General features: G+C 73.2%; 27 protein-coding genes, 1 tRNA gene and 1 pseudogene. 19 read left to right on the top strand and 10 right to left on the bottom strand.

The features are described from left to right. Nucleotides 1-387 (bottom strand): annotated as a pseudogene (locus tag KIK08_RS22675) (shikimate dehydrogenase); the annotation flags it as partial. A gap of 64 nt (nt 388-451) precedes the next feature. Here KIK08_RS22675 and dprE2 point away from each other — a divergent pair. The 5 genes from dprE2 to KIK08_RS22650 all read left to right on the top strand — a co-directional run bounded on the left by dprE2 (nt 452) and on the right by KIK08_RS22650 (nt 5,028). Next, nucleotides 452-1,189 (top strand): decaprenylphospho-beta-D-erythro-pentofuranosid-2-ulose 2-reductase, encoded by a 738-nt coding sequence (gene dprE2, locus KIK08_RS22670; protein WP_214405240.1) that lies wholly within the window; start codon nt 452-454, stop codon nt 1,187-1,189. A 181-nt stretch (nt 1,190-1,370) separates the two neighbouring features. Next, nucleotides 1,371-2,237 carry an ABC transporter permease gene (locus tag KIK08_RS22665; RefSeq protein ID WP_214405239.1) on the top strand — a complete coding sequence of 289 codons (867 nt, stop codon included), beginning with the start codon at nt 1,371-1,373 and terminating at the stop codon, nt 2,235-2,237. Continuing rightward, a complete protein-coding gene (locus KIK08_RS22660; protein WP_214405238.1) occupies nt 2,234-3,058 on the top strand; it encodes an ABC transporter ATP-binding protein in 825 nt (274 codons plus the stop codon). The genes KIK08_RS22665 and KIK08_RS22660 overlap by 4 nt, the downstream gene beginning before the upstream one ends. Next, the gene (locus KIK08_RS22655; RefSeq protein ID WP_214405237.1) at nt 3,055-3,807 is read left to right on the top strand and encodes an ABC transporter permease; all 753 of its coding nucleotides are present in this window, start codon (nt 3,055-3,057) and stop codon (nt 3,805-3,807) included. The genes KIK08_RS22660 and KIK08_RS22655 overlap by 4 nt, the downstream gene beginning before the upstream one ends. 36 nt (nt 3,808-3,843) lie before the next feature. Then, nucleotides 3,844-5,028 (top strand): ABC transporter substrate-binding protein, encoded by a 1,185-nt coding sequence (locus KIK08_RS22650; RefSeq protein ID WP_214405236.1) that lies wholly within the window; start codon nt 3,844-3,846, stop codon nt 5,026-5,028. Here KIK08_RS22650 and pip read toward each other — a convergent pair. The 5 genes from pip to KIK08_RS22625 all read right to left on the bottom strand — a co-directional run bounded on the left by pip (nt 4,986) and on the right by KIK08_RS22625 (nt 7,788). After that, nucleotides 4,986-6,134, bottom strand: a complete 1,149-nt coding sequence (gene pip, locus KIK08_RS22645; protein ID WP_308257810.1) for a prolyl aminopeptidase — start codon at nt 6,132-6,134, stop codon at nt 4,986-4,988. The genes KIK08_RS22650 and pip overlap by 43 nt on opposite strands. After that, nucleotides 6,131-6,757 (bottom strand): class I SAM-dependent methyltransferase, encoded by a 627-nt coding sequence (locus tag KIK08_RS41870; RefSeq protein ID WP_308257809.1) that lies wholly within the window; start codon nt 6,755-6,757, stop codon nt 6,131-6,133. The genes pip and KIK08_RS41870 overlap by 4 nt, the downstream gene beginning before the upstream one ends. After that, the gene (locus tag KIK08_RS22635; protein ID WP_214405235.1) at nt 6,757-7,149 is read right to left on the bottom strand and encodes a PaaI family thioesterase; all 393 of its coding nucleotides are present in this window, start codon (nt 7,147-7,149) and stop codon (nt 6,757-6,759) included. The genes KIK08_RS41870 and KIK08_RS22635 overlap by 1 nt, the downstream gene beginning before the upstream one ends. Beyond that, nucleotides 7,146-7,643, bottom strand: a complete 498-nt coding sequence (locus KIK08_RS22630) for a DUF309 domain-containing protein (protein ID WP_214405234.1) — start codon at nt 7,641-7,643, stop codon at nt 7,146-7,148. Before KIK08_RS22630 ends, KIK08_RS22635 begins: the two co-directional genes overlap by 4 nt. A gap of 71 nt (nt 7,644-7,714) precedes the next feature. Then, nucleotides 7,715-7,788: transfer RNA gene (locus tag KIK08_RS22625), tRNA-Leu, on the bottom strand. A gap of 121 nt (nt 7,789-7,909) precedes the next feature. Between KIK08_RS22625 and KIK08_RS22620 the strand changes: the two genes are divergently transcribed. The 6 genes from KIK08_RS22620 to KIK08_RS22595 all read left to right on the top strand — a co-directional run bounded on the left by KIK08_RS22620 (nt 7,910) and on the right by KIK08_RS22595 (nt 14,658). Next, a complete protein-coding gene (locus KIK08_RS22620) occupies nt 7,910-8,545 on the top strand; it encodes an ANTAR domain-containing response regulator (RefSeq protein ID WP_214405233.1) in 636 nt (211 codons plus the stop codon). A gap of 442 nt (nt 8,546-8,987) precedes the next feature. Next, nucleotides 8,988-10,232, top strand: coding sequence for a branched-chain amino acid ABC transporter substrate-binding protein (locus KIK08_RS22615; protein WP_250557595.1), 1,245 nt, complete (start codon nt 8,988-8,990; stop codon nt 10,230-10,232). A gap of 89 nt (nt 10,233-10,321) precedes the next feature. Next, nucleotides 10,322-11,254: a branched-chain amino acid ABC transporter permease gene (locus KIK08_RS22610; RefSeq protein ID WP_250557594.1), complete on the top strand. Its 933-nt coding sequence runs from the start codon at nt 10,322-10,324 to the stop codon at nt 11,252-11,254. Beyond that, on the top strand, nt 11,251-13,020 hold the full coding sequence (locus KIK08_RS22605) for a branched-chain amino acid ABC transporter permease (protein ID WP_214405232.1): 1,770 nt from the start codon (nt 11,251-11,253) through the stop codon (nt 13,018-13,020). Before KIK08_RS22610 ends, KIK08_RS22605 begins: the two co-directional genes overlap by 4 nt. Before the next feature lie 70 nt (nt 13,021-13,090). After that, nucleotides 13,091-13,939 carry an ABC transporter ATP-binding protein gene (locus KIK08_RS22600; protein ID WP_214405231.1) on the top strand — a complete coding sequence of 283 codons (849 nt, stop codon included), beginning with the start codon at nt 13,091-13,093 and terminating at the stop codon, nt 13,937-13,939. Beyond that, the gene (locus KIK08_RS22595) at nt 13,936-14,658 is read left to right on the top strand and encodes an ABC transporter ATP-binding protein (RefSeq protein ID WP_214405230.1); all 723 of its coding nucleotides are present in this window, start codon (nt 13,936-13,938) and stop codon (nt 14,656-14,658) included. Before KIK08_RS22600 ends, KIK08_RS22595 begins: the two co-directional genes overlap by 4 nt. A gap of 25 nt (nt 14,659-14,683) precedes the next feature. Here the strand turns inward: KIK08_RS22595 and KIK08_RS22590 are convergent, their stop codons facing one another. Continuing rightward, nucleotides 14,684-15,103: a hotdog fold thioesterase gene (locus KIK08_RS22590; RefSeq protein WP_214405229.1), complete on the bottom strand. Its 420-nt coding sequence runs from the start codon at nt 15,101-15,103 to the stop codon at nt 14,684-14,686. A gap of 235 nt (nt 15,104-15,338) precedes the next feature. Further along, nucleotides 15,339-16,154 (bottom strand): class I SAM-dependent methyltransferase, encoded by an 816-nt coding sequence (locus tag KIK08_RS22585; RefSeq protein WP_308257808.1) that lies wholly within the window; start codon nt 16,152-16,154, stop codon nt 15,339-15,341. A gap of 287 nt (nt 16,155-16,441) precedes the next feature. On the opposite strand from KIK08_RS22585, the gene rpsA reads away from it, so the two are divergent. The 5 genes from rpsA to KIK08_RS22560 all read left to right on the top strand — a co-directional run bounded on the left by rpsA (nt 16,442) and on the right by KIK08_RS22560 (nt 21,728). After that, nucleotides 16,442-17,911: a 30S ribosomal protein S1 gene (gene rpsA / locus KIK08_RS22580; protein ID WP_214405227.1), complete on the top strand. Its 1,470-nt coding sequence runs from the start codon at nt 16,442-16,444 to the stop codon at nt 17,909-17,911. A 261-nt stretch (nt 17,912-18,172) separates the two neighbouring features. Next, the gene (locus KIK08_RS22575) at nt 18,173-18,784 is read left to right on the top strand and encodes a hypothetical protein (RefSeq protein ID WP_214405226.1); all 612 of its coding nucleotides are present in this window, start codon (nt 18,173-18,175) and stop codon (nt 18,782-18,784) included. Nucleotides 18,785-18,837: 53 nt separating this feature from the next. Next, nucleotides 18,838-20,031, top strand: coding sequence for a dephospho-CoA kinase (coaE, locus tag KIK08_RS22570; protein ID WP_214405242.1), 1,194 nt, complete (start codon nt 18,838-18,840; stop codon nt 20,029-20,031). A 243-nt stretch (nt 20,032-20,274) separates the two neighbouring features. Continuing rightward, nucleotides 20,275-21,018, top strand: a complete 744-nt coding sequence (locus KIK08_RS22565; protein ID WP_214405225.1) for an RNA polymerase sigma factor — start codon at nt 20,275-20,277, stop codon at nt 21,016-21,018. Then, a complete protein-coding gene (locus KIK08_RS22560) occupies nt 21,015-21,728 on the top strand; it encodes a hypothetical protein (RefSeq protein ID WP_214405224.1) in 714 nt (237 codons plus the stop codon). The genes KIK08_RS22565 and KIK08_RS22560 overlap by 4 nt, the downstream gene beginning before the upstream one ends. Nucleotides 21,729-21,743: 15 nt before the next feature. Here the strand turns inward: KIK08_RS22560 and KIK08_RS22555 are convergent, their stop codons facing one another. Further along, a complete protein-coding gene (locus KIK08_RS22555) occupies nt 21,744-22,259 on the bottom strand; it encodes a ribonuclease FAU-1 family protein (protein WP_214405223.1) in 516 nt (171 codons plus the stop codon). Between the two features lie 85 nt (nt 22,260-22,344). Here KIK08_RS22555 and uvrB point away from each other — a divergent pair, with 85 nt between their 5' ends. The 3 genes from uvrB to KIK08_RS22540 all read left to right on the top strand — a co-directional run bounded on the left by uvrB (nt 22,345) and on the right by KIK08_RS22540 (nt 26,324). Then, nucleotides 22,345-24,537, top strand: a complete 2,193-nt coding sequence (gene uvrB / locus KIK08_RS22550) for an excinuclease ABC subunit UvrB (protein WP_408004707.1) — start codon at nt 22,345-22,347, stop codon at nt 24,535-24,537. A 144-nt stretch (nt 24,538-24,681) separates the two neighbouring features. Next, nucleotides 24,682-25,977, top strand: a complete 1,296-nt coding sequence (locus KIK08_RS22545; protein ID WP_214405222.1) for a glycosyltransferase 87 family protein — start codon at nt 24,682-24,684, stop codon at nt 25,975-25,977. After that, entirely contained in the window at nt 25,974-26,324 is a 351-nt protein-coding gene (locus tag KIK08_RS22540) for an MmcQ/YjbR family DNA-binding protein (protein WP_214405221.1), read from the top strand. Before KIK08_RS22545 ends, KIK08_RS22540 begins: the two co-directional genes overlap by 4 nt. Nucleotides 26,325-26,357: 33 nt before the next feature. Here the strand turns inward: KIK08_RS22540 and KIK08_RS22535 are convergent. Continuing rightward, nucleotides 26,358-26,602: hypothetical protein (locus tag KIK08_RS22535; RefSeq protein WP_214405220.1), on the bottom strand; the 245-nt coding region annotated here is incomplete at its 5' end.

The raw sequence follows: 26,602 nt of genomic DNA, 5'->3' as shown, positions 1-26,602 counted from the left end.
GGCCTGCGCCGTCCCGCCCGCCCCGAGGACGACCGCGGGCCCCGCGGTCGCGCCCGCGCCGCGCAGGGCGGCGACGATGCCGGCGACGTCGGTGTTCTCGGCGCGGCGGCGCCCGCCGCGCAGCACCAGGGTGTTGGCGGCGCCGGTGGCCGCCACCAGCGGCGAGACCTCGTCGGCGACCTCCAGGGCGACCCGCTTGAGCGGCATCGTCAGCGACAGCCCCGCCCAGTCGTCGTCCAGCCCGGCCAGGAACCCGGCCAGCTCGGGCTCGGCGCACTCGTGGGCGCCGTAGTGCCAGTCGTGCAGCCCGAGCGCGGCGTAGGCCGCTCCGTGCAGCACGGGCGACAGGGAGTGCCCGACCGGGGACCCCAACACCGCAGCGCGCATGGGCTGAGTGTCCCAGCCGGGCGGGCGCCGTCCCGACCAGCCCGGTGTGCCAGGGTGGCGGCCCATGGGCGAGACGGTGCTGGTGCTGGGCGGGCGCAGTGAGATCGGGGTCGAGGTGGCGCGGCGGCTGGCGCCCGGCGCGACGGTGGTGCTGGCCGCCCGCCGCGCCGACGACCTGGACGCGGAGGAGAAGGCCGTCCGGGAGGCGGGCGCGGTGGACGTCGAGCGCGTCGAGTTCGACGCCGACGACCTCGACGCGCACGGCCCGTTCCTGGACGGCGTGCTGGCCCGCCACCCCCGGCTGGACGTCGTGCTCGTGGCCTTCGGCGTCCTCGGCGACCAGGCCCGCGCCGAGCGCGAGCCCGAGCACGCGGTGCGGATCGTGCACACCGACTACGTCGCCCAGGTCGCCGTGCTCACCCGGCTGGCGACAGCGTTGCGCGCGCGGGGCAGCGGCCGGATCGTGGTGTTCTCCTCGGTGGCCGGGGCCCGCGTGCGCCGCGCCAACTACGTCTACGGCTCGGCGAAGGCGGGCCTGGACGGGTTCGCCTCCGGCCTGGCCGACGCCCTGCACGGCAGCGGCGTCCGGCTGCTGCTGGTGCGGCCGGGCTTCGTGATCGGGCGGATGACCGAGGGCATGACCCCGGCGCCGTTCTCCTCGACCCCGGCCCAGGTCGCCGAGGCCACCGTCGCCGCGCTGTGCCGCGGCCGGGGCGAGGTGTGGGTGCCCGGCGTCCTGCGCCCCGCCTTCGCCCTGCTGCGCCACGCCCCCCGCGCCCTCTGGCGCCGCATGCCCCGCTGACCCTCCGTCGAGAACGAACTTGTCGTGATCCACAGGGCCTGTTGATCACGACAAGTTCGTTCTCGACGGAGGGGGTGGGTGATGGCGCCTACTGGAACCCTTTCGTAACGTCACCGTCATCCGTTCCTCGCAGGATCGCCTTTCGCGCGACAGATGATCCACAGCAGTCAGGAGCCAGCACATGGGCGGCAGATGGCGGACGGCGTCGATGGCCGTCGCCGCGTTCGTCCTGCTGGTGCTGGCCTGGGAGCTGGCGAAGCTGGTGCTGCCCGCCGACGGGGTGAGCCTGGGCGGGACCCGCGTGCTCCCGCGCACCGACGACGCCGCCATGCCGCACGTGTGGACCGTGATCGCGCAGCTCGGCCGCCCCGAGGTGGCCGTGCCCGGGGCGCGCCCGGTCGGCCTCGCGGTCGCCGCGGCGGCGCTGTTCACCCTCGGGCTCGCCCTGGGCGGGCTGCTGCTCGGCGCCGTGCTGGGCGCGGTCCTGGCGCTGGTCATGCTGCGCTTCGCCCTCGTCGAGCGGGCCACGCTGCCCTACGTGGTGGCCTCGCAGACGGTGCCGCTGATCGCGATCGCGCCGCTGGTCGTCGGCTGGGGCGGGCGGATCGCCATCGGCGGGTGGGTCTGGCAGCCGTGGGCCAGCGTCATGGTGATCTCGTCCTACCTGGCGTTCTTCCCGGTGGCGGTGGGGATGCTGCGGGGGCTGTCGTCGCCGGCCAAGGCCGACGTCGAGCTGTTCCACGCGATGGCCGCGAGCTGGTGGACCACCCTGCGCAGGCTGCGGCTGCCGGCCTCGGTGCCGCACCTGCTGCCGGCGCTGCGGCTGGCCGCGGCGGCGGCGGTCGTCGGCGCGATCGTCGCCGAGATCTCCACCGGCACCCGCGGCGGCATCGGGCGCCTGATCATCGAGTACGCGCAGTCGGCGACCGGCGACCCGTCGCGGATGTACGCGGCGATCCTCGGCGCGGCCGTGCTGGGCCTGGTCGCCGCGGGTGCGGTCGGGCTGCTCGACGTGGGGTTGCGGCGCTACCGGGGGAGTGTGCGGTGACAGGTGGCGCGGGGACGACCGCGGTACGGCTGTCCGGGCTGGACAAGGCGTTCGGGCCGGTCGAGGCGCTGTCCGGGATCGACCTGGAGGTGGCCGGGGGCGAGTTCGTCTCGCTGATCGGGCCGTCGGGCTGCGGCAAGTCGACGCTGCTGCGGGTCGTGGCCGACCTGGAGAAGCCGACGGCGGGCACCGTCGAGGTCGGCGGCAAGACGGCGGAGCGGGCCCGCCTCGACCAGGACTACGGGATCGCGTTCCAGCAGGCCGGGCTGCTGGAGTGGCGCACGGTCGCGGAGAACGTCGAGCTGCCGCTGCAGGTCCACGGCGTGGCCAGGGCCGAGCGGCGCAAGCGGGCGGGCGAGCTGCTGGAGCTGGTGGGCCTGGCCGACTTCGCCGGCTCCCGGCCGGGCCAGCTCTCCGGCGGCATGCAGCAGCGCGTCGCCATCGCCAGGGCGCTGGCCCCGAGCCCGAAGCTGCTGCTGATGGACGAGCCGTTCGGCGCGCTCGACGAGATGACCCGCGAGCGGATGCAGGCCGAGCTGCTGCGGATCATCGGCGAGACCGGCGCCGCCGTGCTGTTCGTGACCCACTCGATCCCGGAGGCCGCCGTGCTCTCCGACCGGGTCGTGGTGATGTCGGCGCGCCCGGGGCGGATCACCGACGTCATCGACGGCTGCCGCCCCCGCGGCGGGGCCGCGCTCGCCGGGCAGGGCGTCGACGGCGCGGAGGTCGTCGCGGACGAGGTCGACGACGTCCGCGAGTCCACGGCGTTCTTCGCCTCGATCACCGCGGTGCGCGAAGCGCTGCGCAAGGGGCACGGATGACGTCCCTGCTGCGGGTCTGGCCCCCCATCGCGCTCGGCGTGCTGGGCCTGGTGCTCTGGGAGCTGGTCGTGCGGCTGGCCGGGGTGCCGGCGTTCCTGCTGCCGGCGCCCAGCGCCATCGGCGCGGCCATCGGCCAGCAGTTCCCGGTGCTGCTGTCGACCGCGGGCGTCACCGGGGCGAACTCGCTGGTCGGGCTCGTGGCCGGGTTCCTGCTCGGGGTGGTGCTCGCGCTGCTGGCCGCCTGGTCGCGGCTGCTGCGCGAGCTGACCACCCCGGTGGTGCTGGCCGCCAGCGCGGTGCCGATCGTGGCGCTCGCGCCGGTGTTCACCACGATGTTCGGCTCGACCACCGAGCTGCCGCGCCGGCTGGTCGTGACCATCGTCGTGCTGGTGCCGGTGTTCGTCTCCACGGCCCGGGGCCTGCGCCAGGTCGCGCCGGTGCACGACGAGCTGATGACGGCGCTGGCCGCGTCGCCGTGGCAGCGCGCGCGGTTCGTCCGGCTGCCCGGGGCGGTGCCGCACATCATGACCGGGCTGCGGCTGGCCGCGCCGGCCGCGGTGATCGCCGCCGTCGTCGCGGAGTATTTCGGGGGCCTGCAGAACGGGTTGGGCAGCCGGGTGTCGTCGGCGGCCGCCAACACCGCCTACGCCAGGGCGTGGGCCTTCGTCGCCGCCTCGATCGTGCTGGGGCTGCTGTTCCACCTGGCCGGGCTGCTCGCCGAGCGCCTGGTGAGCCGCGGCCGGACCTGACCGTCCGGGCGCGGTCGTCCACGAAGGAGGGGTCCGATGTCCCGACGACCAGTGCCGTCACGGCTGTCACGACGGCCGCTGCGCGCGTTCGCGGTGGCCGCCGCGTTCGCCGTGTCCGTCGCCGCGTGCTCCGTCACGCCGGAGGGCGGTGGGGCCGAGGCCCCCGCGGGTGGGGACGCCGCCGCGGGCGGCACCCAGAAGGTGACCCTGCAGCTGCAGTGGTTCGTCCAGGGCCAGTTCGCCGGCTACCTGGCCGCGGTCGACCAGGGCTTCTACCGCGACCAGGGGCTGGACGTGGAGATCAAGGAGGGCGGGGTCGACATCGTCCCGCAGACGGTGCTGGCCCAGGGTCAGGCCGATTACGCGATCGCCTGGGTGCCCAAGGCGCTGGCCTCGCGCGAGCAGGGCGCGGGCATCACCGACGTGGCCCAGATCTTCCAGCGGTCCGGCACCTACCAGGTGTCCTTCGCCGACAGGGGGATCGCCTCCCCGGCCGACCTGCGCGGCAAGAAGGTCGGCAACTGGGGCTTCGGCAACGAGTTCGAGCTGTTCGCCGGGATGACCGGGGCCGGGCTGACCCCCGCGTCGGACGTGACGCTGGTGCAGCAGCAGTTCGACATGCAGGCCCTGCTCTCCGGTGAGATCGACGCCGCGCAGGCGATGTCCTACAACGAGTACGCGCAGGTGCTGGAGGCGCAGAACCCGGCGACCGGGCAGCTCTACCAGCCCTCGGACTTCACCGTCATCGACTGGAACGACGTCGGCACCGCGATGCTGCAGGACGCCATCTGGGCCAACACCGAGCGGCTGTCCGACCCGGCCTACCAGGAGACGACCACCAAGTTCATCGCCGCCTCGATCAAGGGCTGGGCGTACTGCCGCGACAACGTGGAGTCCTGCCGCGACATCGTGGTGAAGGCGGGCTCGACGCTGGGTGCCAGCCACCAGCTGTGGCAGGTCAACGAGGTCAACAAGCTGATCTGGCCGGCGACGGGCGGCGCGGGCCTGATCGACCAGGCCGCCTGGGACCGCACGGTGCAGGTGGCGCGCACCGCGGTCAACGCCGACGGGCAGACCGTGCTCACCCAGGACCCCGACGCCGAGGCGTTCAGCAACGAGTACGTGCAGAAGGCGCTCGACCTGCTCAAGGCCGACGGTGTGGACGTGGTCGGCGCGGACTACCAGCCGATCGAGGTGACCCTCAACCCCGGCGGCGCCTGATCGCGTCGTGAGCGGGGAACGGGTCCCCGTGACCCCACCCCCCCCCGCGGAGCGGTCGAACGCCCCCCCCCCCCGCGGGCCGCCCCGGCGGGGGGGGGGGGGGCCCCCCGGCCCCCCCCCCCCCCCCACGACCCGGCGAAGCGGTCGAACGCGGCGCGCACGACGGTGCGCCGCTGGTCGCTGCCCTGGTGCCCGGTGCCCTCCAGCACGACCAGCTCGGCATCGGGCCAGTTCCGGACCATCTCCCACGCGGTGTCGAGCGGGCCACCGAGGTCGAGGCGGCCGTGCACGAGCACGGCGGGGATGCCGGCCAGCCGGTGGGCGTCGCGGATCAGCGCGCCCTCCTCCAGCCAGGCGCCGTTGGCGAAGTAGTGCGCGCAGATGCGCACCATGGCGGTGAGGTCGCGGTCGGGCTTGGCGCTGAACGGGTTGGGCTCGCCGCCGGGCTCGCCGCCCATCACCGCGTCCTCCCACGCCGCCCACTCCCGGGTGGCGTGCGCCCGCAGGTCCGGGTCGGGGTCGTCGAGCATGCGGACGTACTCGGCGAGCAGCGCGCCGGCGCCCTCGACCGCCGTCACGCGGGCCCGCTCGGACTCCGGCACGCCGTCGCGGAACCGCTCCCACTCGCGCGGGAAGAACCGGCCCACCCCGCGGTAGAGCCAGTCGACCTCCGACCGGCGGGTGGTGGTGATCGCCGACAGGACCATCTCCGAGACGCGCTGCGGGTACCGCTCGGCGTAGGCGAACGCCAGCGTCGTGCCCCACGAGCCGCCGGTGAGCAGCCAGCGGTCGATGCCGAGGTGCTCGCGCAGCAGTTCCAGGTCGGCGATCAGGTGCTCGGTGGTGTTGACGCCCATGTCGGTGGCGACGTCGGCGGCGTGCGGCGTGCTGCGCCCGCAGCCGCGCTGGTCGACCAGCACGATCCGGTAGCGCTCGGGGTCGGGCCCGCCGCGCATCCGGGGCGAGGTGCCCTGCCCGGGCCCGCCGTGCAGCACCACGACCGGCTTGCCGGCGGGGTTGCCGCTGGTCTCCCAGTACACGTGGTTGCCGTCGCCGACGTCGAGCAGGCCGCTGTCGTAGGGCTGGATCCGCGGGGTGTCGGTCACCGCCCGATCTTCGCGACCTCGGCCCACACGGCGTACAGGGGGTCGCCGCGCCCGGTCGGCGTGCGCACCGCAGAGCGGGCCGGCCGGAAGCCGCCGCTGAGCGCGAAGTACCGGCTCACGATGGCCATGTGCTCGTCGTCGTCGCTGGTCAACCAGCCCCGGATCGCCTTGCTGGGGAAGCAGCGGTCGGAGAACGTGACCGCGAAGCGGCCGCCGGGGCGCAGCACGCGGGACACCTCCCGGAACACCGCGACCGGCTCCACCAGGTAGTCGACCGACGCGCAGCAGACGGCGTCGTCGAAGCAGTCGTCGGGGAACGGGAGCAGCGGGTCGGCGTTGAGGTCGTGCACGACGTGCCCGGCCAGCGCCCGGTTGGCCAGCAGCTCGGTGCCGTTCATGCCCAGCCCGATCAGCCGCGCCGGGACGCGCTCGAAGTGCGAGACCCACGACGACATCAGGTCGAGCACCTCGCCGTCGATGCCGAGCTCGGTGTAGAGCGCGCCGACGGCGGCGATGGCCCGGTCGTCGATGTGGGTGACCAGGCGGGTGGCGCCGTAGAAGGTGGCGTCCGGGCGGGGGTCGGCGCGGTCGAAGAACCCCGGCGGGAAGTCGGCGGGGGACACTAGCCGCTGAGCACCGCCTGGGTCTGGGTGACCAGCGCGACCCGCTTGCCGGCGTCGTCGCGCAGGTCGGTCTGCACGACGATGGTCGTGCGCCCGACGTGCAGCGGGGTCGACGTGGCGTGCACCCGCCCCGACCGCACCCCCCGGAACAGGTTGGTCTTCGACTCGATCGTCGAGGTGCCCGCGCCCGGCGGCAGGTTGAGGAACGCGCAGATGGCGCCGAGGCTGTCGGCCAGGGTCATCAGCGCCCCGCCGTGCAGCAGCCCGGCGGTCGTGCACAGGTCGGGCGCCCAGTCCAGGTGCCCGACGACCTCCTGCGGCCCGGCGGCGGTCACCTCCATGCCCAGGGCCTTCGCGTACGGCATGCTGGCGACCAGCTGCTCCGGCGTCATCGACGGGACTCCTCCTCGCGGCGCAGTCGGGGACGCAGGTCGGCCGCCGGCACCGCGTCGACGCCGTGCAGCCCGACCCGCCGGGCCAGCGCCTCGGCCCGCTGCGCCAATCCCACCAGGTCGAGCCCGGCCGGCGGCACCCCCACCCACCGGCGCAGCCCGTCGGCGGAGCGCTCCAGCAGCGCCGCCGCCCCGCGGGCGTTGCCGCGCTGCACGTGGGTCAGGCCCACGGCGAGCTGGGCCAGCGCCCGCCACATCCCGCGCTCGGTCTCCGGCGCCGCCTTCCAGGCCGCCTCGAGCACGTCGTGGGCGGGGAAGGGCAGGCCGTCGTCGAGGAGCCGCTGGGCCTCGGTGACCGCCTCGTCCGCGCCGAGCACGAGGTCGTCGGGCACCCGCTCGACGCCGGCGGCGCCCCGCGGCAGCGGCCGCCCGGCGGCGTCGCGGGGGCGGGCGTTGCGGGCCCGGCCCGCCGGGTCCCGGTCTCGTGCGCTCACCGGACCACCGTGCCACGCCCGGAACGCGCCGGCAGTCGTCCGCGGTGAACCGATGGGTGACCGCCGTGCGGTGCCCCCGGTGGGATTCGAACCCACACTGGACGCTGTTTGAGAGCGCTGTCTCTGCCAGTTGGACTACAGGGGCCGGCCCGGGCGAGCCGGACGTGCGCAGCGTAGCGGGCGGTCCGGGATCACAGCGGGGTGGTTGGGGCCCGGCGGTATTCTGAATCCTTCCGGTACGACAACCCGGTGTAAGGGAGTTCCCTGTGACCCAGCAGGTTTCCGAGAACGCCACGAGCTCGACCGAGGCCGAACCGGTCACCGGGCTGCGTGTTCTCGTCGTCGAGGACGAAGCGCTCATCCGCCTCGACCTCACCGAGATGCTGAGCGAGGAGGGCTACGTCATCGCCGGCGAGGCCGGCGACGGCGAGCAGGCCGTCGAACTCGCCCGCGAGCTCCGGCCCGACCTCGTCATCATGGACGTCAAGATGCCCAAGGTGGACGGCATCGCCGCCGCGGCGCTGATCGTCGAGGAGCGGATCGCCCCGGTCGTCATGCTCACCGCGTTCAGCCAGCGCGACCTCATCGAGCAGGCCCGCGACGCCGGCGCGATGGCCTACCTGGTCAAGCCGTTCGCCCGGCACGAGCTGGTGCCCGCGATCGAGCTGGCCGTCTCCCGGTTCGCGGAGAAGCGCGCCCTGGAGGACGAGGTCGCCACGCTGACCGACCGCCTCGAGACGCGCAAGGTCGTCGACCGGGCCAAGGGCCTGCTGATGACCCGGCAGAAGATGACCGAGCCGGAGGCGTTCCGGTGGATCCAGCGCACCGCGATGGACCGCCGCACCACCATGAAGGCCGTCGCGAACGCCGTCGTCGACGGGCTCGCCGCCCCGACCCCCTGAGCGCCTCGCGCTCCCGCTCGCGCAGCCCCCGCGTCGACGTCCGCTCCCGATCGGAGCGGATCCGACCGGGGGCTGCTCCGCGTTCCCGGACCGCGTCGCGGTGCGGGTGCGTCGGTCGGTGCGCGAATCGGCTCCTACGTCGGCCTTAAGGGCCCATTGAGCCGGCTTTCAGGGCATCTACCTGCGGGAGTGGTTCCGCCGCCCATTGGGCCGGCGTTGAGCACTCTCGCCCATTCTGCGCCGATCGGTAGTTCAAGGGCGACGAACGGTCACTGTTGATGTCCGTCCGACCCCTTCTGGTTGCGAACCGGTAAAGGACCGGGCGGCGAGGGTGACGCCGTACCGACGAGTCCCTTAACGTCCGCGACGCTCGCGTGGTCCACACCCTGGACCGCGCGACTCAGACACCCCTCGCGGTAGCGCGGTACGGAAGGACTACAGCATGACTCGGAGGCGGACGATCATCACCGCCGCGATCCTCGCCGGCACCCTCGGGCTCACCGCCTGTGGGACGAACCGTGAGGAGGGCGAGGGCGAGGGCGGCGGCACGACCGCGGGCGCCTGCGACACCAGCAAGGGCACCCTCATCATCGGCATGGTGGCCCCGCTGTCCGGCGGCCTGTCCGCGCTGGGCCTCGGTATGCGCAACTCGGCCCAGCTGGCCGTCGACCAGGCCAACGAGGCCTGCAAGGTCCCCGGCTACGCGCTGGCCTTCCAGCCGGAGGACGACCAGGCCAACCCGCAGATCGCCAGCCAGGCGGCCACGAAGCTCGCCTCCGACGAGAACATCGTCGGCGTCGTGGGCACGCTGAACTCGTCGACCTCGCAGACGGTGCAGCCGATCCTCAACCAGGAAGGCATCGTCCAGGTCTCCCCGGCCAACACCGGCCCGGCGCTGACCATGGGCGAGAACTTCGCCACCGCGCCGGAGCGGCCGTTCGACAACTACTTCCGCGTCTCGACCACCGACCTGGTGCAGGGCCCGTTCGCGGCCAACTACCTGGTCGAGAAGTCCGGCAAGAAGGCCATCGCGGTCATCGACGACGGCAAGACCTACGGCGCCAACCTGGCCGAGCAGTTCGCCCAGCAGGCCACCAAGAAGGGCGCCCAGATCGTCGCCCGCGAGAAGGTCGGCGAGCGGGACACCGACTTCTCCGGCGTGATCACCACGATCCGCGCGCTCAACCCGGACGCCGTCTACTACGGCGGTGAGTACCCGGTGGCCGGCCCGCTGTCGGCGCAGCTGGCCGCGGCCGGGCTGAACATCCCGCTGATGGGTGGCGACGGCATCGTCGACTCCACCTACGTCTCGCTCGGCGGTCGCCCCGGCGACCTGGCCACCAGCGTCGGCGCCCCGGCCGAGTCGCTGCCCAGCGCCAAGCAGTTCCTGGACGACTACGCCGCCCAGAACTACACCGAGGAGTACAGCACCTACGGCGCGCTGACCTACGACGCCACCAACGTCGTCATCGAGGCCGTGGCCAAGGTCCTGGCCAACGGCGACTACTCGGCGGACAAGCGCGCCGAGATCGTCGCCGCCGTCGCGGACACCAACCTGCAGGGTGCCAGCGGTGAGATCGCGTTCGACGAGTTCGGCGACACCACCAACAAGGTCCTGACCGTCTACGAGGTCAAGGGCGACAGCTTCGCGCCGGTCGAGGGCTCCACGGGCGCCTTCGAGGGCTGATCGAGCAACTCCACCAACTGCACGACCGACGCCAGGGGGGCGGGGGGACACCCCGCCCCCCTGACGCACGCGGAGAGGGACCACCACCCTTGCTGTCCACCCTGTTGTCCCAGATCGTCAACGGTTTGGTGACCGGCGCGCTGATCGGTCTGATCGCCCTGGGCTACACGATGGTCTACGGGATCATCCAGCTGATCAACTTCGCGCACGGCGAGATCTTCATGGTCGGCTCCTACGGCGGCCTGGCCATGTTCACCTACCTCATGCCGACCGCCATCCAGAACCAGTGGTACTTCGCGCTGCCGCTGCTGCTCATCGCCGGTGCCGCGGTATCGGTCGCGGTGGCGGTGCTCATGGAGCGCTTCGCCTACCGCCCGCTGCGCAACGCGCCACGCCTCGCACCGCTGATCACCGCCCTGGGCGTCTCGGTCGCCCTGCAGGAGGCGGTGCGCGTGTTCTACCCGGGCGCCACCGCCGCGCTGCCCTTCCCCAAGGCCTTCGTCGAGGGCACCTGGGAGATCCCGGTCCCCGGCGGCACGGTGCCGCTGCGCTGGACGGGCCTGCTGATCATCGTCACGGCCCTGGTGCTGACGTTCGCGCTGAACACCTTCGTCAACAACTCCCGGATGGGCCGCGCGATGCGCGCGACCTCCCAGGACCGCGACGTCGCCCGGCTGATGGGCATCGACCCCGACCGGGTCATCGTGCTGACCTTCGTGCTCGGTGCCGCGCTGGCCGGCGTGGCCGGCGTCCTCAACGGCGTCGACCTCGGCTTCACCAACATCGACCTCGGCTTCCAGAACGGCATCTTCGCCTTCACCGCCGCGGTGCTCGGCGGGATCGGCAGCATCAAGGGCGCCGTCGCGGGTGGCTTCGCCATCGGGCTGGTCAAGGCGCTCGGCGGGCAGTACCTGCCGGGCGGCACGGCCTACGACTACGTCTGGATCTTCGTTGTGCTGATCGCGGTGCTGGTGTTCCGGCCGCAGGGCTTCTTCGGCGAGACCGAGCGGGTGCGCGCATGACCGCCATCGAGAAGGACCCGGTGGTCGAGCCCGCCGCGGTCGAGGCCCCGCGCGGGCGCCTCGCCGGACTCGCGCCCTACGCCACCGCGCTCCGCGCGGCGGGCGGGTTGCTCACCGTCGTCGGCGCCTACCTGCCGTGGGCGACGTTCGTGCTCAACGACGGGCCCTACCCCGAGAAGGCGACGCTGGAGTTCTTCACCGCGCCGCTGGGCGTCAGCGGGTTCCGGCTGCACCTGCTGGTGTTCGGCATCGCGGCGATCGTGCTGGCGTTCGTGCCCGCGGTCCCGGCGCGCGGGCGGATCCTGCGCGCCCTCGGGTGGGGCGTCGTCGCGGTCAGCGTGGTCAACGGGATGTACATCACCACCCAGGGCGGCGGCTTCGGGGCCATCACGGCCGCGGACGGCGCGGTCGCGTTCGGCGCGATCGTGGCGCTCATCGGTGGTGCGGTGCTGCTGGTCGGCGCGTTCGCCGGCGGGCTGGAGGGCCACGCCCGCTGGGGCCGGCCGCTCGGCCGGTTCGTCGAGTGGGCCCTCCTGCTCGTCATCTACGCGCTGTTGCTCCTGCTGGTCGCCGCCGTGCTGACCAGCGGTGGCCAGGGCAGCGTGGCCAACCCGTACTCCGGCGCGGTCTTCCTGTCGTTCCTGGGCGCCCTGGGCGGCCTGCTCGCGGCGCTGCACTCCGCCGGGGTGGTCACCTGGGTGACCGGGATGTCCGAGCGGCACCGCGCGTACAGCGCGATCGTGCTGCTGGCCGTGGCGCTGCTGCTGCCGCTGACCGCGGCGGGCACCCAGTACTGGATGACGGTCGCGGCCAACATCGGCGTCTACGCCGCCACCGCGATCGGGCTCAACATCGTGGTCGGCCTGGCCGGCCTGCTCGACCTCGGCTACGTCGCCTTCCTGGGCATCGGCGCGGTCGTGGCGGCCAACTTCTCCGGCGCCACGGCGGCGCGGTTCGACATCGTGCTGCCGTTCCCGCTGGTGATGGTCATCTCGGCGGTCGTCGCCGGCATCTTCGGCGCGATCGTCGGCTCGCCGACGCTGCGCGTGCGCGGCGACTACCTGGCCATCGTGACGCTGGCCTTCGGTGAGATCTTCGTGCGCAGCTCGCAGAACAACATCGGCGGGCTGACCGGCGGCTCCAACGCGATCCCGGGCATCCCCCCGGTCACGGCGTTCGGCCAGCCGTTCAACGAGAGTCTCACCATCGGCTCGGTGGAACTGCCCGCGGGGGCCCTCTACTACTTCCTGATCGTGGTGATCGTCGCCGCGGTCATGGCGGTGTTCGGCAACCTGAAGAACTCGCGGCTGGGCCGGGCCTGGATCGCCATCCGGGAGGATGAGGACGCGGCCCGCGCCATGGGCATCCGCACCGGTCCGGTGAAGATCCTCGCCTTCATGATCGGCGCCACGCTGGCCGGGCTGGCCGGCGCGTTCTTCGCGCACAAGACGGGCACGGTGTCCTACGAGAGCTTCCGGTTCCTGGAGTCGGTCACCCTGCTGGCCGCGGTCATCCTCGGCGGCATGGGCACCATCCCGGGCGCGGTCCTCGGCGCGTCGATCCTGTTCGTGCTGCCCGAGAAGCTGCGCGAGTTCGCCGACTACCGGCTGCTCATCTTCGGCATCGCGCTGGTGCTGATCATGCGCTTCCGGCCGCAGGGCCTGGTGCCCGACGCGCACCGGCGCGCCGAGCTGGCCCCGCAGTCCGAGCCGCCACCACCGGACGGCAGTACCGGTCCCGCCGCAGCGAAGGTGGCCGCGTCATGAGCGAGCTCGCGAGCGAATCATCGACGCAGCGCCTCCGCGAATTGCCGACCGAGCGCAGCGAGGGAGTGCGATGAGTGGCAAGCACGCCGCACCGGAGGCGCCGCGCGCGGCCATCGGGCAGTCGATCCTGAGCGCGGAAGGCGTCACGATGCAGTTCGGTGGCCTGCGGGCGCTGAACGACGTCTCCTTCGGGCTGTCCGAGGGCGAGATCATCGGCCTCATCGGGCCGAACGGCGCCGGCAAGACCACCTTCTTCAACTGCCTGACCGGCCTGTACGCGCCGACGTCGGGCAGCGTCGCCCTGCGCGGCACGCCGCTGCCGCAGGACCCGGCGAAGGTGACCGACCGGGGCATCGCCCGCACGTTCCAGAACATCCGCCTCTTCCCGAGCATGACCGCGGAGGAGAACGTCCTGGTCGGGCGGCACGTGCGGATGAAGCAGGGGCCGCTGTCGTCGCTGCTGCACGGACCGGCCTTCAAGCGCAGCGAGGCCGAGGCGCGTTCGCGCACGGCCGAACTGCTCGAGTTCGTCGGGCTCAGCCGCTTCTCCGACGAGCTCGCGCGCAACCTGCCCTACGGCGACCAGCGCCGGCTGGAGATCGCCAGGGCGCTGGCCACCGAGCCGTCGGTGCTGCTGCTGGACGAGCCGACCGCGGGGATGAACGCCCAGGAGACCGAGGCCACCCGGCAGCTGATCTTCAAGATCCGCGACCTGGGCACCTCGGTCGTCGTCATCGAGCACGACACCAAGTTCATCTTCACCCTGTGCGACCGGGTGCTCGTGCTGGTGCAGGGCGAGCTGCTCGTCGAGGGCACGCCGGACGAGGTCCGCGGCGACCCGCGGGTCGTCGAGGCCTACCTCGGTGCACCGCCCGACGAGGTGGAGCACCAGATCCACGCCGCCGAGGAGACACCGTGAGCTTTCTGGAGGTTCGGAACCTCACCGTCGCCTACGGGGCCATCCAGGCCGTCCGGGGCGTGACGTTCAGCGTCGAGAAGGGCCAGATCGTCAGCCTGATCGGCAGCAACGGGGCGGGCAAGACCACCACCCTGCGCACGATCTCCGGGCTGCTGCGCCCGGTCAGCGGCGAGATCCTGCTGGACGGCAAGCCGATCCACAAGCTGCCCGCCCACGAGATCCTCGGCCTCGGGGTGTCGCACAGCCCCGAGGGCAGGCGGTTGTTCGCCCGCATGACCGTCGAGGAGAACCTGCGCCTCGGCGCCTACTCGCGCAACGACGAGGCGGGGATCGTCGAGGACCTGGACCGGATCTACGCCATGTTCCCGGTGCTGGGGGAGCGGCGGCGCAACAAGGCGGGCCTGTTCTCCGGCGGCGAGCAGCAGATGCTGGCCATCGGCCGGGCCCTGATGTCGCAGCCCAAGCTGCTCATGCTCGACGAGCCGTCCATGGGGCTCTCGCCGATCATGACCCAGCAGATCTTCGACACGGTCCGCGACCTGCGGGCCCAGGGCACGACCGTGCTGCTGGTCGAGCAGAACGCCCTGTCGGCCCTGGCGCTGTCCGACCGCGGGTACGTCATCGACCTGGGCCGCACGACCCTGTCGGGCACCGGCCGCGAGCTGCTGGCCGACCCGCGCGTGCAGGAGGCCTACCTCGGCGAGGGCGTCGCCGGGTAAGGCGCGACCCGACCCGGCCGGACGGCTACCAGCCGTCCGGCCGGGTGTCGCGGTGCAGGCAGGTCAGCTTCGCGGTGCAGATCCGCCGCCCCTGCTCGTCGCTGATCACGATCTCGCACGTCGACGTGCTCCGCCCGACGTGCAGCGGCCGCGCGACCCCGGTGACCAGGCCCGACGTGGCCGACCGGTGGTGGGTGCAGGCCAGCTCCAGCCCCACCGGGAACCGCTCCGGCAGCGCGTGCAGCGCCGCCAGCGTGGACCCGAGCGTCTCCGCGAGCACCCCGCTCGCCCCGCCGTGCAGCAGCCCGAACGGCTGCCGGTTGCCGGCCACGGGCATCGTCCCGACGACCTCGTCGTGGCTCATCGAGACGACCTCGATGCCGAGCTTGTCGTTGATCTGCTCGACGCGGCTCAGCTGGGGCAGGGTGGCGGGGTCGATCGGCACCGCCGGACCCTATGTCGGGAAGTCGGTTCCCGGGATGCGTCCCCGCCCACACCCGCCGTCCCCACGCACACCCCGCAGCTCCAGAGGTGCGCGGCGCCCCTTCCGGCCGAGTCGATCACGAGATGGGCCATCTCGCAGACCCAGCGGTGCCCTCGCAGCCCGCCGGCGCGCTGCGAGAACCCACCTCGCGCTGCGGCACCCACCCGGCGCTGCGAGGACGCCCCTCGCCCGACCCTCAACCCCGCCGGGTGCAGAAGATCGCCGTCCCCGGGAAGTACCCGCCGCGCAAGGGCGACCACTGGCCCCACACCAGCTCCCGGCCCTCCGGCCACTCGGGCTCCACGACGTCCTCCAGCACCAGGCCCGCCGCCACGACGTCGCGGACGCGGTCGCCGAGGGTGCGGTGGTGCTCGACGTAGGTGGCCCGGCCGGCGTCGTCGACCTCGACGTAGGGCGTGCGGTCGAAGTAGGACTGCTGGACCACGAGCCCGTCCGGGCCGGGGTCGTCGGAGAACATCCAGCGCATGGGGTGGTTCACCGCGAACACCCAGCGCCCGCCGGGGCGCAGCACGCGGGCGACCTCCCGCATGACCCGGCGCGGCTCGGCGACGAAGGGGACCGCGCCGAACGCGGAGCAGGCCACGTCGAAGCTGGCGTCGGCGAAGGGCAGGCGCTCGGCGCCGGCCTGCACGAGCGGCACCCGCACGCCGGTGGAGTCGGCGAGCGCGGCGGCGTGGCGCAGCATCTGCCCGGACAGGTCGAGGGCGACCGGGTGGGCGCCCACCGACGCCAGCCAGCGCGCGCACGGCGCCGAGCCGCAGCCGACCTCCAGCACGCGGGCGCCGGTGACGTCGCCGAGCAGGCCGGCGTCGGCCTCGCGCAGCCCCTCCGGGCACCAGACGAAGTCGACGTCACCGATGTCGCGGCCGTGCTCGGCGAGGTAGTCGGCGGCGTCGGCGTCCCACCAGGCGCGGCTCGCCCGCTCGGACTCCGGGCCGTCGACCGGGCGGCGGACGACGCCGGTCGTCCCCAGGAATTGCTCTGCGCTCACTGGCGTCACCCCTCGTACAGCATCAGGATCACAGCATCAGGATCAGTGATCCGCGGTTGTGGCCGAATCGTGGCTGCTCGCGAGGTCCACCCGCATTGCCCTGCCGATCTGCGCCCGCGTAGCATGGGCTCTGCGCCGTGGTCAACGTCCGGGCACGTCACAGGCCGGTCGGCCGCGGGTCGCGCGATCTCCCGTTCGACTCAGCAAGGGTTCGAAGCATCACGTCTTCAGGCGTAGACAACCAGACTCGCACCACCAAGCCATCCACGACCGGAGCACCCCACTACATGTCCACCGACACCACCGCCGCCCCGACCTCGACACCGCAGGTTGCCGTCAACGACATCGGGTCGGAGGAGGATTTCCTCGCCGCCATCGACCAGACGATCAAGTACTTCAACGATGGTGACATCGTCGAAGGCACCATCGTCAAGGTCGACCGGGACGAGGTCCTGCTCGACATCGGCTACAAGACCGAGGGTGTGATCCCCTCTCGGGAACTGTCGATCAAGCATGACGTCGATCCCGCCGAGGTCGTGTCCGTCGGTGAGTTCGTCGAGGCCCTGGTCCTCCAGAAGGAGGACAAGGAGGGCCGGCTGATCCTGTCCAAGAAGCGCGCGCAGTACGAGCGCGCCTGGGGCACGATCGAGGCCCTCAAGGAGGCCGACGAGCCCGTGGAGGGCACGGTCATCGAGGTGGTCAAGGGTGGCCTGATCCTCGACATCGGCCTGCGCGGCTTCCTGCCCGCGTCGCTGGTCGAGATGCGCCGCGTCCGCGACCTGCAGCCCTACGTGGGCCGCAAGATCGAGGCCAAGATCATCGAGCTGGACAAGAACCGCAACAACGTGGTCCTGTCCCGCCGCGCCTGGCTGGAGCAGACCCAGTCCGAGGTCCGCAGCGAGTTCCTCAACCAGCTCGCCCGCGGCCAGGTCCGCAAGGGTGTCGTCTCCTCGGTCGTCAACTTCGGTGCCTTCGTCGACCTCGGCGGCGTCGACGGTCTGGTGCACGTCTCCGAGCTGTCCTGGAAGCACATCGACCACCCCTCCGAGGTCGTCGAGGTGGGCCAGGAGGTCACCGTCGAGGTCCTCGACGTCGACCTCGACCGCGAGCGGGTCTCGCTGTCGCTCAAGGCGACGCAGGAGGACCCGTGGCGGCTCTACGCCCGGACCCACGCGATCGGCCAGATCGTTCCGGGCAAGGTCACCAAGCTGGTCCCGTTCGGCGCCTTCGTCCGCGTCGAGGAGGGCATCGAGGGCCTGGTGCACATCTCCGAGCTGGCCGAGCGCCACGTGGAGATCCCGGAGCAGGTCGTCCAGGTCGGCGACGACGCCATGGTCAAGGTCATCGACATCGACCTCGACCGGCGCCGCATCTCGCTGTCGCTCAAGCAGGCCAACGAGGGCATGACGGTCGACACCGAGTTCGACCCGACCCGCTACGGCATGGCCGCCGAGTACGACGACCAGGGGAACTACATCTACCCCGAGGGCTTCGACGTCGAGACCGGCGACTGGCAGGAGGGCTTCGAGGCCCAGCGCGAGGCGTGGGAGAAGGAGTACGCCGAGGCGCACTCTCGCTACGAGCAGCACATCGCGCAGATCCGCAAGTCGGCCGAGGCGGACGCCGAGGCCGCGGCGGACGGCGGGGGCACGAACTACTCCTCCTCCGCCGGCGGTGCGCCCGCCGAGTCCGGTGGCTCGCTGGCCAGCGACGAGCAGCTGGCCGCGCTGCGGGAGAAGCTCTCCGGCGGCGCCTGATCGCTCCACCCGCGACGGCCCCGGCGACCACTGGTCGCCGGGGCCGTCCGGCGTCCGGTGGCGGGTTCGCGCCACATCCGGCGGGTACCGCGGCCGCCGCGGACGCGCGGTGGCTCTCGTGGAGACGCGCGAGGCCAGGTCACGGTTGTGCGCCGAACCGGTGACGCCCCCCTGGGCTGGCGCAGCGGGCCGTCCCGGGCCCACTACCGTGTACCCATGCGCGTGGCATTGGGCCGAACGGCGGCTGTCGCCCTCGGGTTGATGCTCGTTCTCGCTGCGTGCGGTGCCGAGAAGAACGGGCCGAAGGTTCCCACCTTCGCGGACCAGGCGGCGGCTGCGGCCGCCGCGGCAGGCCCGGCGAAGGACGAGGGCGCGGTCCCCGACGACTGCTCGCGCCTGATCGGCACCGGCGACCTCGGCGCCCTGCTGGGGCTCCCGCTCGACTCGGTCGCCCTGCGCACCACCCAGCACGTCGAGGCCCCCTCCGTCGGTCGCACGGAACGGGTGGCCTGCGACTACACCGGCCAGGGCTCGGTCAAGGGCAGGCTGCTGCAACTGGACGTCTCGGCGTACGTGGACGCCGACGCCGCCGCCGCCCACTGGCGGGTCAACTCCGAGGCCGAGGACGGCGACCGCATCGAGGTGTCGATCGGCAGCGCCTCCGCGGTGCTCGTGCACCGCCGTTCGGACAGCGTGCTGAGGGTGGTGCACGGCACCCACAACCTGGCCTTCGTGCTGCCGAACCGCAAGCTGCCCGGCGAGCGCACCGCCGAGGAGGTCCTGGTCGACCTGGCGCTGCGCGTGCTGGCCGTCGTCGACACCGGCGCGTCGACGCCGGCCCCGTCGGGGACGGCGCTGCCCGACGCGCCCTGAGCCGATCGGGTCGGCGCGCACGGTCGGAGATCGTGAGCACTAGCCTTCTGCGCGTGCTGAGGGTGGGGTTGACCGGGGGGATCGGGTCGGGGAAGTCGACGGTCGCGCGCCGGCTCGTGCAGCGGGGCGCGGTGCTCGTCGACGCCGATGCGCTGGCCCGCGAGGTGGTGGCGGCCGGGACCGACGGGCTGGCCGAGGTCGTCGAGGCCTTCGGACCGGACGTGCTCGGCCCGGACGGCGAGCTCGACCGGCCCGCGCTGGCCGGTGTCGTCTTCGGCGACGACACGGCGCGCGCCCGGCTCAACGGGATCATCCACCCGCGCGTGCGCGGTCGCACCGAGGAGCTGATCGCCGCCGCGCCGCCGGACGCGGTGCTGGTCCAGGACATCCCGCTGCTGGTGGAGGCCGGGATGGCGGCGCACTTCGCGCTCGTGCTGGTCGTGCACGCCGACGTCGAGGAGCGGGTGCGCAGGCTCGTCGAGCTGCGCGGGATGCCCGAGGCCGACGCCCGGGCCCGGATCGCCGTGCAGGCCGGCGACGAGCAGCGCCGCGCCGCCGCGGACGTCTGGCTGGACAACTCCGGCGACCAGGACGCCCTGCGGGCCGCCGTCGACGAGCTGTGGGACACCCGGTTGGTGCCCTTCGAGGAGAACCTGCGGTCGCGCCGCGCGGTCCGGGGTGGCGCTCCCCGGCTGGTCGAGCCCGACCCCGGGTGGGCGGCCGAGGGCGCCCGGCTCGCCGCGCGGGTCGCGGCGGCGGCGGGGGAGCGCGGTCGCGGCGCGTCGCACACGGGGTCGACGTCGGTGCCCGGGCTGGTCGCCAAGGACGTCATCGACCTGCAGTTGGGCGTGGAGTCGCTGGCCGACGCCGATGCCCTGCGCGACGCCCTGCAGGACGCCGGCTTCCCGCACCGGCCCGACATCGTCGCCGACAACCCGAAGCCGGAGGGCTCGGCGCCGTGGCCGAAGCGCTGCCACCAGTCCGCGGACCCGGGGCGGGTCGTGCACCTGCACGTCCGCGAGGTCGGCTCGCCGGGGTGGCGCTACGCGCTGCTGTTCCGCGACTGGATGCGCGCCGACCCGGCCGCGCGGGACGAGTACGCCGCGCTGAAGCGGGCGCTCGCCGACCGTCACCGCGACGACCCCGACGCCGGTGGCTACGCCGAGGCCAAGGAGCCCTGGTTCGACGCGGCTCTGCCGCGCGCCGAGGAGTGGGCGGCGGCGACCGGGTGGGTGCCCGTCCCCTGAACCGCCCCGGACCGCCGTTCGCCGTCCGGCGCGCATTCGTCGTGGCCGCTTTCCCCGTGCCGTGGTAACACGGAGCTTGTCAACCCGGCTGTGGCGAACGCAGCGAATTGTCGCCGGGCCGGGTGTCGTGGTAACGCGGCGCCGCGGGATCCCGATGGTCGAGGTGGGCAGCCCTCCGATCGGGTGAGCCACGGGAGAAGTAGGGTCGCCGGTACGGGTGGACGAGTGCAGGGGGTGAGCGCGGTGGTCGACAGGCGCGCGTCCGCCGTGGCGTCCGGTCCCCTGCGATCCGCCGACGGCGGCTACGCCGTGTACGGCGACGCCGACCCCCACCCGTACGCCGGCCATTACGACGGTGAGTACGAGGGCGGGTACGACGAGTACGGCGACGGCTACGCGGACGACGGCGCCCTGACGGTCGCCGCGCCGATGTCGGGGCGGCCCCGCCGGGGGCCGATCAGCCGGCTGCAGCTGCGCGCCGACTTCGGCGCCCACTTCGAGGACAACTACCAGCGGCTGGTGGCCCAGCTGTTCGCCATCACGCTGAACTCCGGCGAGGCGCACGAGGTCGTGCAGGACGCCTACTCGCGGGCCTGGCGGCAGTGGGCCACCGTCGGCCGGCTGCGCGACCCGGCCGAGTGGATCAGGCGGGTCGCGGTGCGCTCGACCATCCGCAGCTGGCGGCGCCAGCTGGCGCGGATCGGCTTCGGCCGGCCCAAGCCGATCGGCGACGACGCGGTCGAGCCGCGCACGGCCGTGCTGCTGTCCGCGCTCGCGCGGCTGTCCATCGGGGAGCGGCGCGCGATCGTGCTGCACCACATGGTGGGCTGGTCGATCGCGGAGATCGCCGTCGTCGAGCGGTCCTCGCCGGGCAGCGTCAGCGTCCGGCTGGCCAGGGCGGCGCACCTCGTCGGCCGGGCCCTTCCCGACCTCGTCGACCGGTACGAGGACGAGTACGACCCCGTCGAGGGTGAGGAGCAGCGGTGAGCCAGCCATCAAGCAGCCGGGTGAGCGAGGAGTTCCGGCGGCTCGACGACGAGCTGGCCGCCGCCGTCACGCTGCCCCCCGTCGACTCGGTGATCCGCCGCGCGAGCGCCCTCAACCGCACCACGACGGCGGCCGCGGCCGCGGTCGTCACGGTCGGGGCGCTGGGCGGGGTCACCGCGGTCGCGCAGCTGGGCCTGTTCGCCCCCGAGGCGGAGCCCGTCGCGGCCGTCGTGCCGGCGGCGCCCCCGGTCGAGCAGCCGCCCGCCACCACCGAGACCACCACCGACGCGCCGGTCGATGCGCCGGCCGAGCCCGAGCCCGTCGTCGAGGAGAAGCCGGCGGCCCCGGCGCCCCGGCCGAGGGCCGTCGCGCCCGCCCCGACGACCGAGGCGCCGCCCCCGCCGCCGGTCGTGGTGCCGACGCCGCCGCCGGTCGTGCCGACACCGCCCCCGATCACGCTCCCGCCGCCGATCACGCTGCCCCCGGTCACCACCGAGCCGCCGGTCACGACGACCAAGCCGAGCACCCCCGACCCCACGACGCCGGGCACCACCGAGCCCGACGACGATGACGACACCGAGGGCGGCGAGTCCGGGGGCACGACCACCCAGCGCCCCGGCACCACGACGCCGGGCACCACGACCGGCACCACCACGACCGGCACCACGACCGGCACCACGACCGATCTGTCGGGCACGGCCACTCCCTGAGCCCGGCGGGCCCGCTCACCCCCGGCGGGGGCGCTTCCAGCTCAGCTCGATCCCCATGCCGCCCAACCAGCGGTCCAGGTCGTGGCCGTGGCAGGCCAGGCCGTCGACGGCGCGGTGGGTGCGGTGCATCGCGGCCTCGGCCTCCGGCCGGTCGAGCAGGCCCAGCGCGACGGCGGCGACGAACTCGTCGACGTCGACCACCACGGCCTCGCGCCGGGTGCGGACCACGATGTCGAGGTAGTGGTCGGTGAGCAGCCAGCGGCCGCCGTCGACGACGATCTCGCAGATGTCGAGGTAGTAGTCCTGCTTGCGCTCGTGGCCCGGGCTCCACCACCAGTCGGTGACGCACACGCCCAGCTCGGGCAGCAGCCACGACTCCACCCAGGTCGCGGTCGGGCGGGCCACCATCGCCCGGCTCATGTAGAGCCCGAAGTCGGTGACGCGGTACTCGTCGACGGGGCGCGCCTGGCCCTTGGTGTCGACGTTGACCATGGCGGGGACGTCGAAGGTGGCGCGCTTCGGCGGGTGCATCGGCAGATGGTGGCAGACCGGCCACGGCCCGCACCCCGAGACGCGGCCGGCGCGAAGTGTCGGTCGCGGCTCGTACCCTGGAGCCGTGGCATTCGCGACAGAGGTCCCCGGCAGCGCGGCACATGCGCAATCGACACAGCAGGACGTGCCCGTCGCCCACTCGGAGTTCCGTCCGGTGGGTGAGATCCCGCGCACCGGCGGGCGCTTCGAGGTGGTCAGCGACCACAAGCCCGCGGGCGATCAGCCGGCCGCGATCGCCGAGCTGGAGAAGCGGATCACCGCGGGCGAGCAGGACGTCGTGCTGCTGGGCGCCACCGGAACGGGCAAGTCGGCCACCACGGCCTGGCTGATCGAGAAGCTGCAGCGGCCCACGCTGGTCATGGCCCCGAACAAGACGCTGGCCGCCCAGCTGGCCAACGAGCTGCGCGACATGCTGCCCAACAACGCGGTCGAGTACTTCGTCTCCTACTACGACTACTACCAGCCCGAGGCCTACATCGCGCAGACCGACACCTACATCGAGAAGGACTCCTCGATCAACGAGGACGTCGAGCGCCTGCGCCACGCGGCCACGTCCAACCTGCTCTCCCGCCGCGACGTGGTGGTGGTCGCGTCGGTGTCGTGCATCTACGGCCTGGGCACGCCGCAGTCCTACCTCGACCGTTCGGTCAAGCTCGCGGTGGGGGACGCCGTGGACCGCGACCAGCTGCTGCGGGCCCTGGTCGACGTGCAGTACACGCGCAACGACATGGCCTTCAACCGGGGCACGTTCCGCGTCCGCGGCGACACGGTGGAGATCATCCCGGCCTACGAGGAGCTGGCCGTGCGCATCGAGTTCTTCGGCGACGAGATCGAGGCGCTGCACTACCTGCACCCGCTCACCGGCGACATCATCCGTCAGGTCGACGACGTGCGGATCTTCCCGGCCACGCACTACGTGGCCGGGCCCGAGCGCATGGAGAAGGCGGTCCAGCAGATCGAGGCCGAGCTGGAGGAGCGGCTGGCCGAGTTCGAGCGCCAGGGCAAGATGCTCGAGGCGCAGCGGCTGCGCATGCGCACCCAGTACGACATCGAGATGATCCGCCAGGTCGGGTTCTGCTCGGGCATCGAGAACTACTCCCGCCACATCGACGGGCGCGGTCCCGGCTCGGCCCCGGCCACCCTGATCGACTACTTCCCCGAGGACTTCCTGCTCGTCATCGACGAGTCCCACGTGACGGTGCCCCAGATCGGCGGCATGTACGAGGGCGACATGTCCCGCAAGCGCAACCTGGTCGAGTTCGGCTTCCGGCTCCCGTCCGCGGTCGACAACCGGCCGTTGACGTGGGAGGAGTTCGCCGACCGGATCGGCCAGGTCGTCTACCTGTCGGCCACCCCGGGGCCCTACGAGCTGGCCCGCACCGGCGGCGAGTTCGTCGAGCAGGTCATCCGCCCGACCGGCCTGGTCGACCCGCAGGTCGTGGTCAAGCCGACCAAGGGCCAGATCGACGACCTGATCCACGAGATCCGGCTGCGCACCGAGCGCGACGAACGCGTCCTGGTCACCACGTTGACCAAGAAGATGGCCGAGGACCTCACCGACTACCTGCTGGAGCTGGGCATCCGGGTGCGCTACCTGCACTCCGAGGTCGACACGCTGCGCCGCGTCGAGCTGCTGCGCCAGCTGCGCCTGGGCGAGTACGACGTGCTGGTCGGCATCAACCTGCTGCGCGAGGGACTCGACCTGCCCGAGGTGTCGCTGGTGGCCATCCTCGACGCCGACAAGGAGGGCTTCCTGCGCTCGGGCACCTCGCTCATCCAGACCATCGGCCGCGCGGCGCGCAACGTGTCCGGTGAGGTGCACATGTACGCCGACAAGATCACCGACTCGATGCGGCACGCCATCGACGAGACCGATCGCCGCCGGGCCAAGCAGATCGCCTACAACACCGCGCACGGCATCGACCCGCAGCCGCTGCGCAAGAAGATCGCCGACATCCTCGACCAGGTCTACCGCGAGGCCGACGAGGACGCGGTCCCGGTCGGCGGCTCGGGCCGCAACCAGTCGCGCGGCAAGCGGGCGGCGGGGGAGCCGGGCCGGGCGAGCTCGGGGGTGGTCTCCGGGCGCGACACGTCGACGATGCCCCGCGCCGAGCTGGCCGATCTGGTCCAGCAGCTGTCCGACCAGATGATGGCGGCCGCGCGCGACCTGCAGTTCGAGCTGGCCGCCCGGCTGCGCGACGAGATCGCCGACCTGAAGAAGGAGCTGCGCGGGATGGACGCCGCCGGAGTGCGCTGACGGGATGCGCTGACCGGGTGCGCTGACGGGGCGCGACCGGGCCGCGCGGCCGGGTCCGGGGTGCTCCGGCTACCGTGAGCTGGGGTCGACCGTGCTGCGAGCCGTGTCGTGAGCCGTGCCCGAGCGCAGAGGAGGCGAACAGCCGTGACCGTGGCGTCCGCCGCCCGCACCCGGATCGAGCAGCGGGTGCTCGCGCTGCTGCGCCGGCCGCGCCGGGTCCTGCTGGTCACGGTCCCGCTGCTGGCGCTCGCGCTGGCCGGGGTCGTGGTGCACACCGGCGGTCGCCACATCGACCTGGAGGTCTACCGGTTCGGCGTGCAGGCCTGGCTGGCCGGCGGCGACCTGTACGGCCCGCTGCCGGAGACCTCGGCGCACATCTCGCTGCCCTTCATCTACCCGCCGTTCGCGGCGCTGCTGATGGTCCCGCTGGCCGCGGTGCCGTGGGTGGTGTCCTGGGTGGGCCTGCTGGCGCTGTCCACGGCGGCGCTCGGGGTCACGCTCTACGTGGTGGCCCGCGCGCTGTGGCCCGGTGGCGGCCGCGGCGGGGCGCTGTCGGTGGCCTCGATCGCGCTGCCGCTGTGCCTGCTGGTGGAGCAGGGCCGGGCGATCGACTTCGAGCACCCGGTCGAGGGCATCCAGCGGGCCACGCTGAGCCTCGAACCGATCATGCAGACGCTGGAGTTCGGCCAGGTCAACCTGCTGCTGATGGCGCTCGTCGCCGCCGACTGCCTGGTCGCGCACCCGCGCTGGCGGCGCGGTCTACTGGTCGGGCTGGCCGCGGCGGTCAAGCTGACCCCGGCGGCGTTCGTGCTGTTCTTCCTGGTCCGCCGCGACTACCGGGCGGCGGTCACGGCGGCGGTCACCGGGGCGGTGGCCACCGCCGTCGGCTTCCTGGTGGCGCCGGGGTTGTCCTGGACGTTCTGGCTGGACAACCCCACGGGTGGCGTCAGCGGCTCCCCGTTCTTCACCAACCAGACCTTCGAGGCGGTGCTGGTGCGCGCGGGCGTCGAGGGCATCCCGCGCACCGTGGGCTGGTTGCTGCTCAGCGCCGCGCTGCTGGCGCTGGCGCTGCCGATCGTCCGCCGGGCCGACGCCCCGCTGGCGCTCACGGCCACCGCGGGCCTGGCGCTGCTGGTGTCGCCGACGTCCTGGTCGCACCACTGGGTGTGGATCGCCCCGGCGCTGCTGGTCATGGCGGCCACGGCGTGGCGGCTGCGGTCGGCGGTGTGGGCCGCGGCCACCCTCGTCACCGCCGCGGTGTTCGTGCTGGCCCCGCACCAGTGGCTGCCCCGCTCCGGCGGCGTCGAGCTCACCTGGAGCGTCACCGACCAGGTCTGGGGCAGCACCTACGTCTGGTTCACGGTGCTGCTGTTCGTGCTCGCCCGGATGGGCCTGCCGAGCGGTCGCGCCGAGGAGCGGGCCCCGGAGCCGACGTCGTGAACCACGCCGAGCTCGTCGCCTACTGCCTGGCCAAGCCGGGTGCGGTGGCGGACGAGCCGTGGGAGGGCGACCTGGTGGCCAAGGTCGGCGGCAAGATCTTCGCGTTCCTGGGCAGCGGGGGCCTGGGCGTCAAGTGCGGCCGCGACGCCGACGAGGCCGCCGAGCTGCGCCTGCGCTTCCCCGACTCGGTCTCCAGGTCGGCCTACATCGGCCAGCACGGCTGGAACCGGGTCGAGCTCGACGGCGCCATCGACGACGACGAGCTGCGCGAGCTGGTCGACGCCTCCTACGACGCGATCGTCGCGAAGCTCCCCAAGCGGCTGCGCCCGGCGGCGGATCCCGGGTAGACCGCGCGCGTCCTCGACGCGCGGTCGCCCGGCTCAGGCAGTCGAGCAGCTCCTCAGCACCGCGGTGGCGCCCGGGCCGTCGAGGCGGCGGGCGCGCTCGTAGCGCGCGTCGAAGCCGTCGCCCATGGCCCGGCGCAGGTCGGCGGTCAGCGTCCGGACGTCCGGGTGGAGCGGGTCGGCCGCGCCGCGCAGGCGGTGGGCGGCGCCGAGGGCTTCGGCCGCCGCGCCGAGGGCGCCCTGGATCCGGTGCAGGGCGGCGACCGCCACCCCGGCGTCGG

The sequence above is a fragment of the Pseudonocardia lacus genome, assembly GCF_018531445.1.
GTDB classification, from domain to species: Bacteria; Actinomycetota; Actinomycetes; order Mycobacteriales; family Pseudonocardiaceae; genus Pseudonocardia; species Pseudonocardia lacus.
Note: the sequence above shows the minus strand (reverse complement) of the source record. Positions and strands in the feature narration are given on the sequence as shown.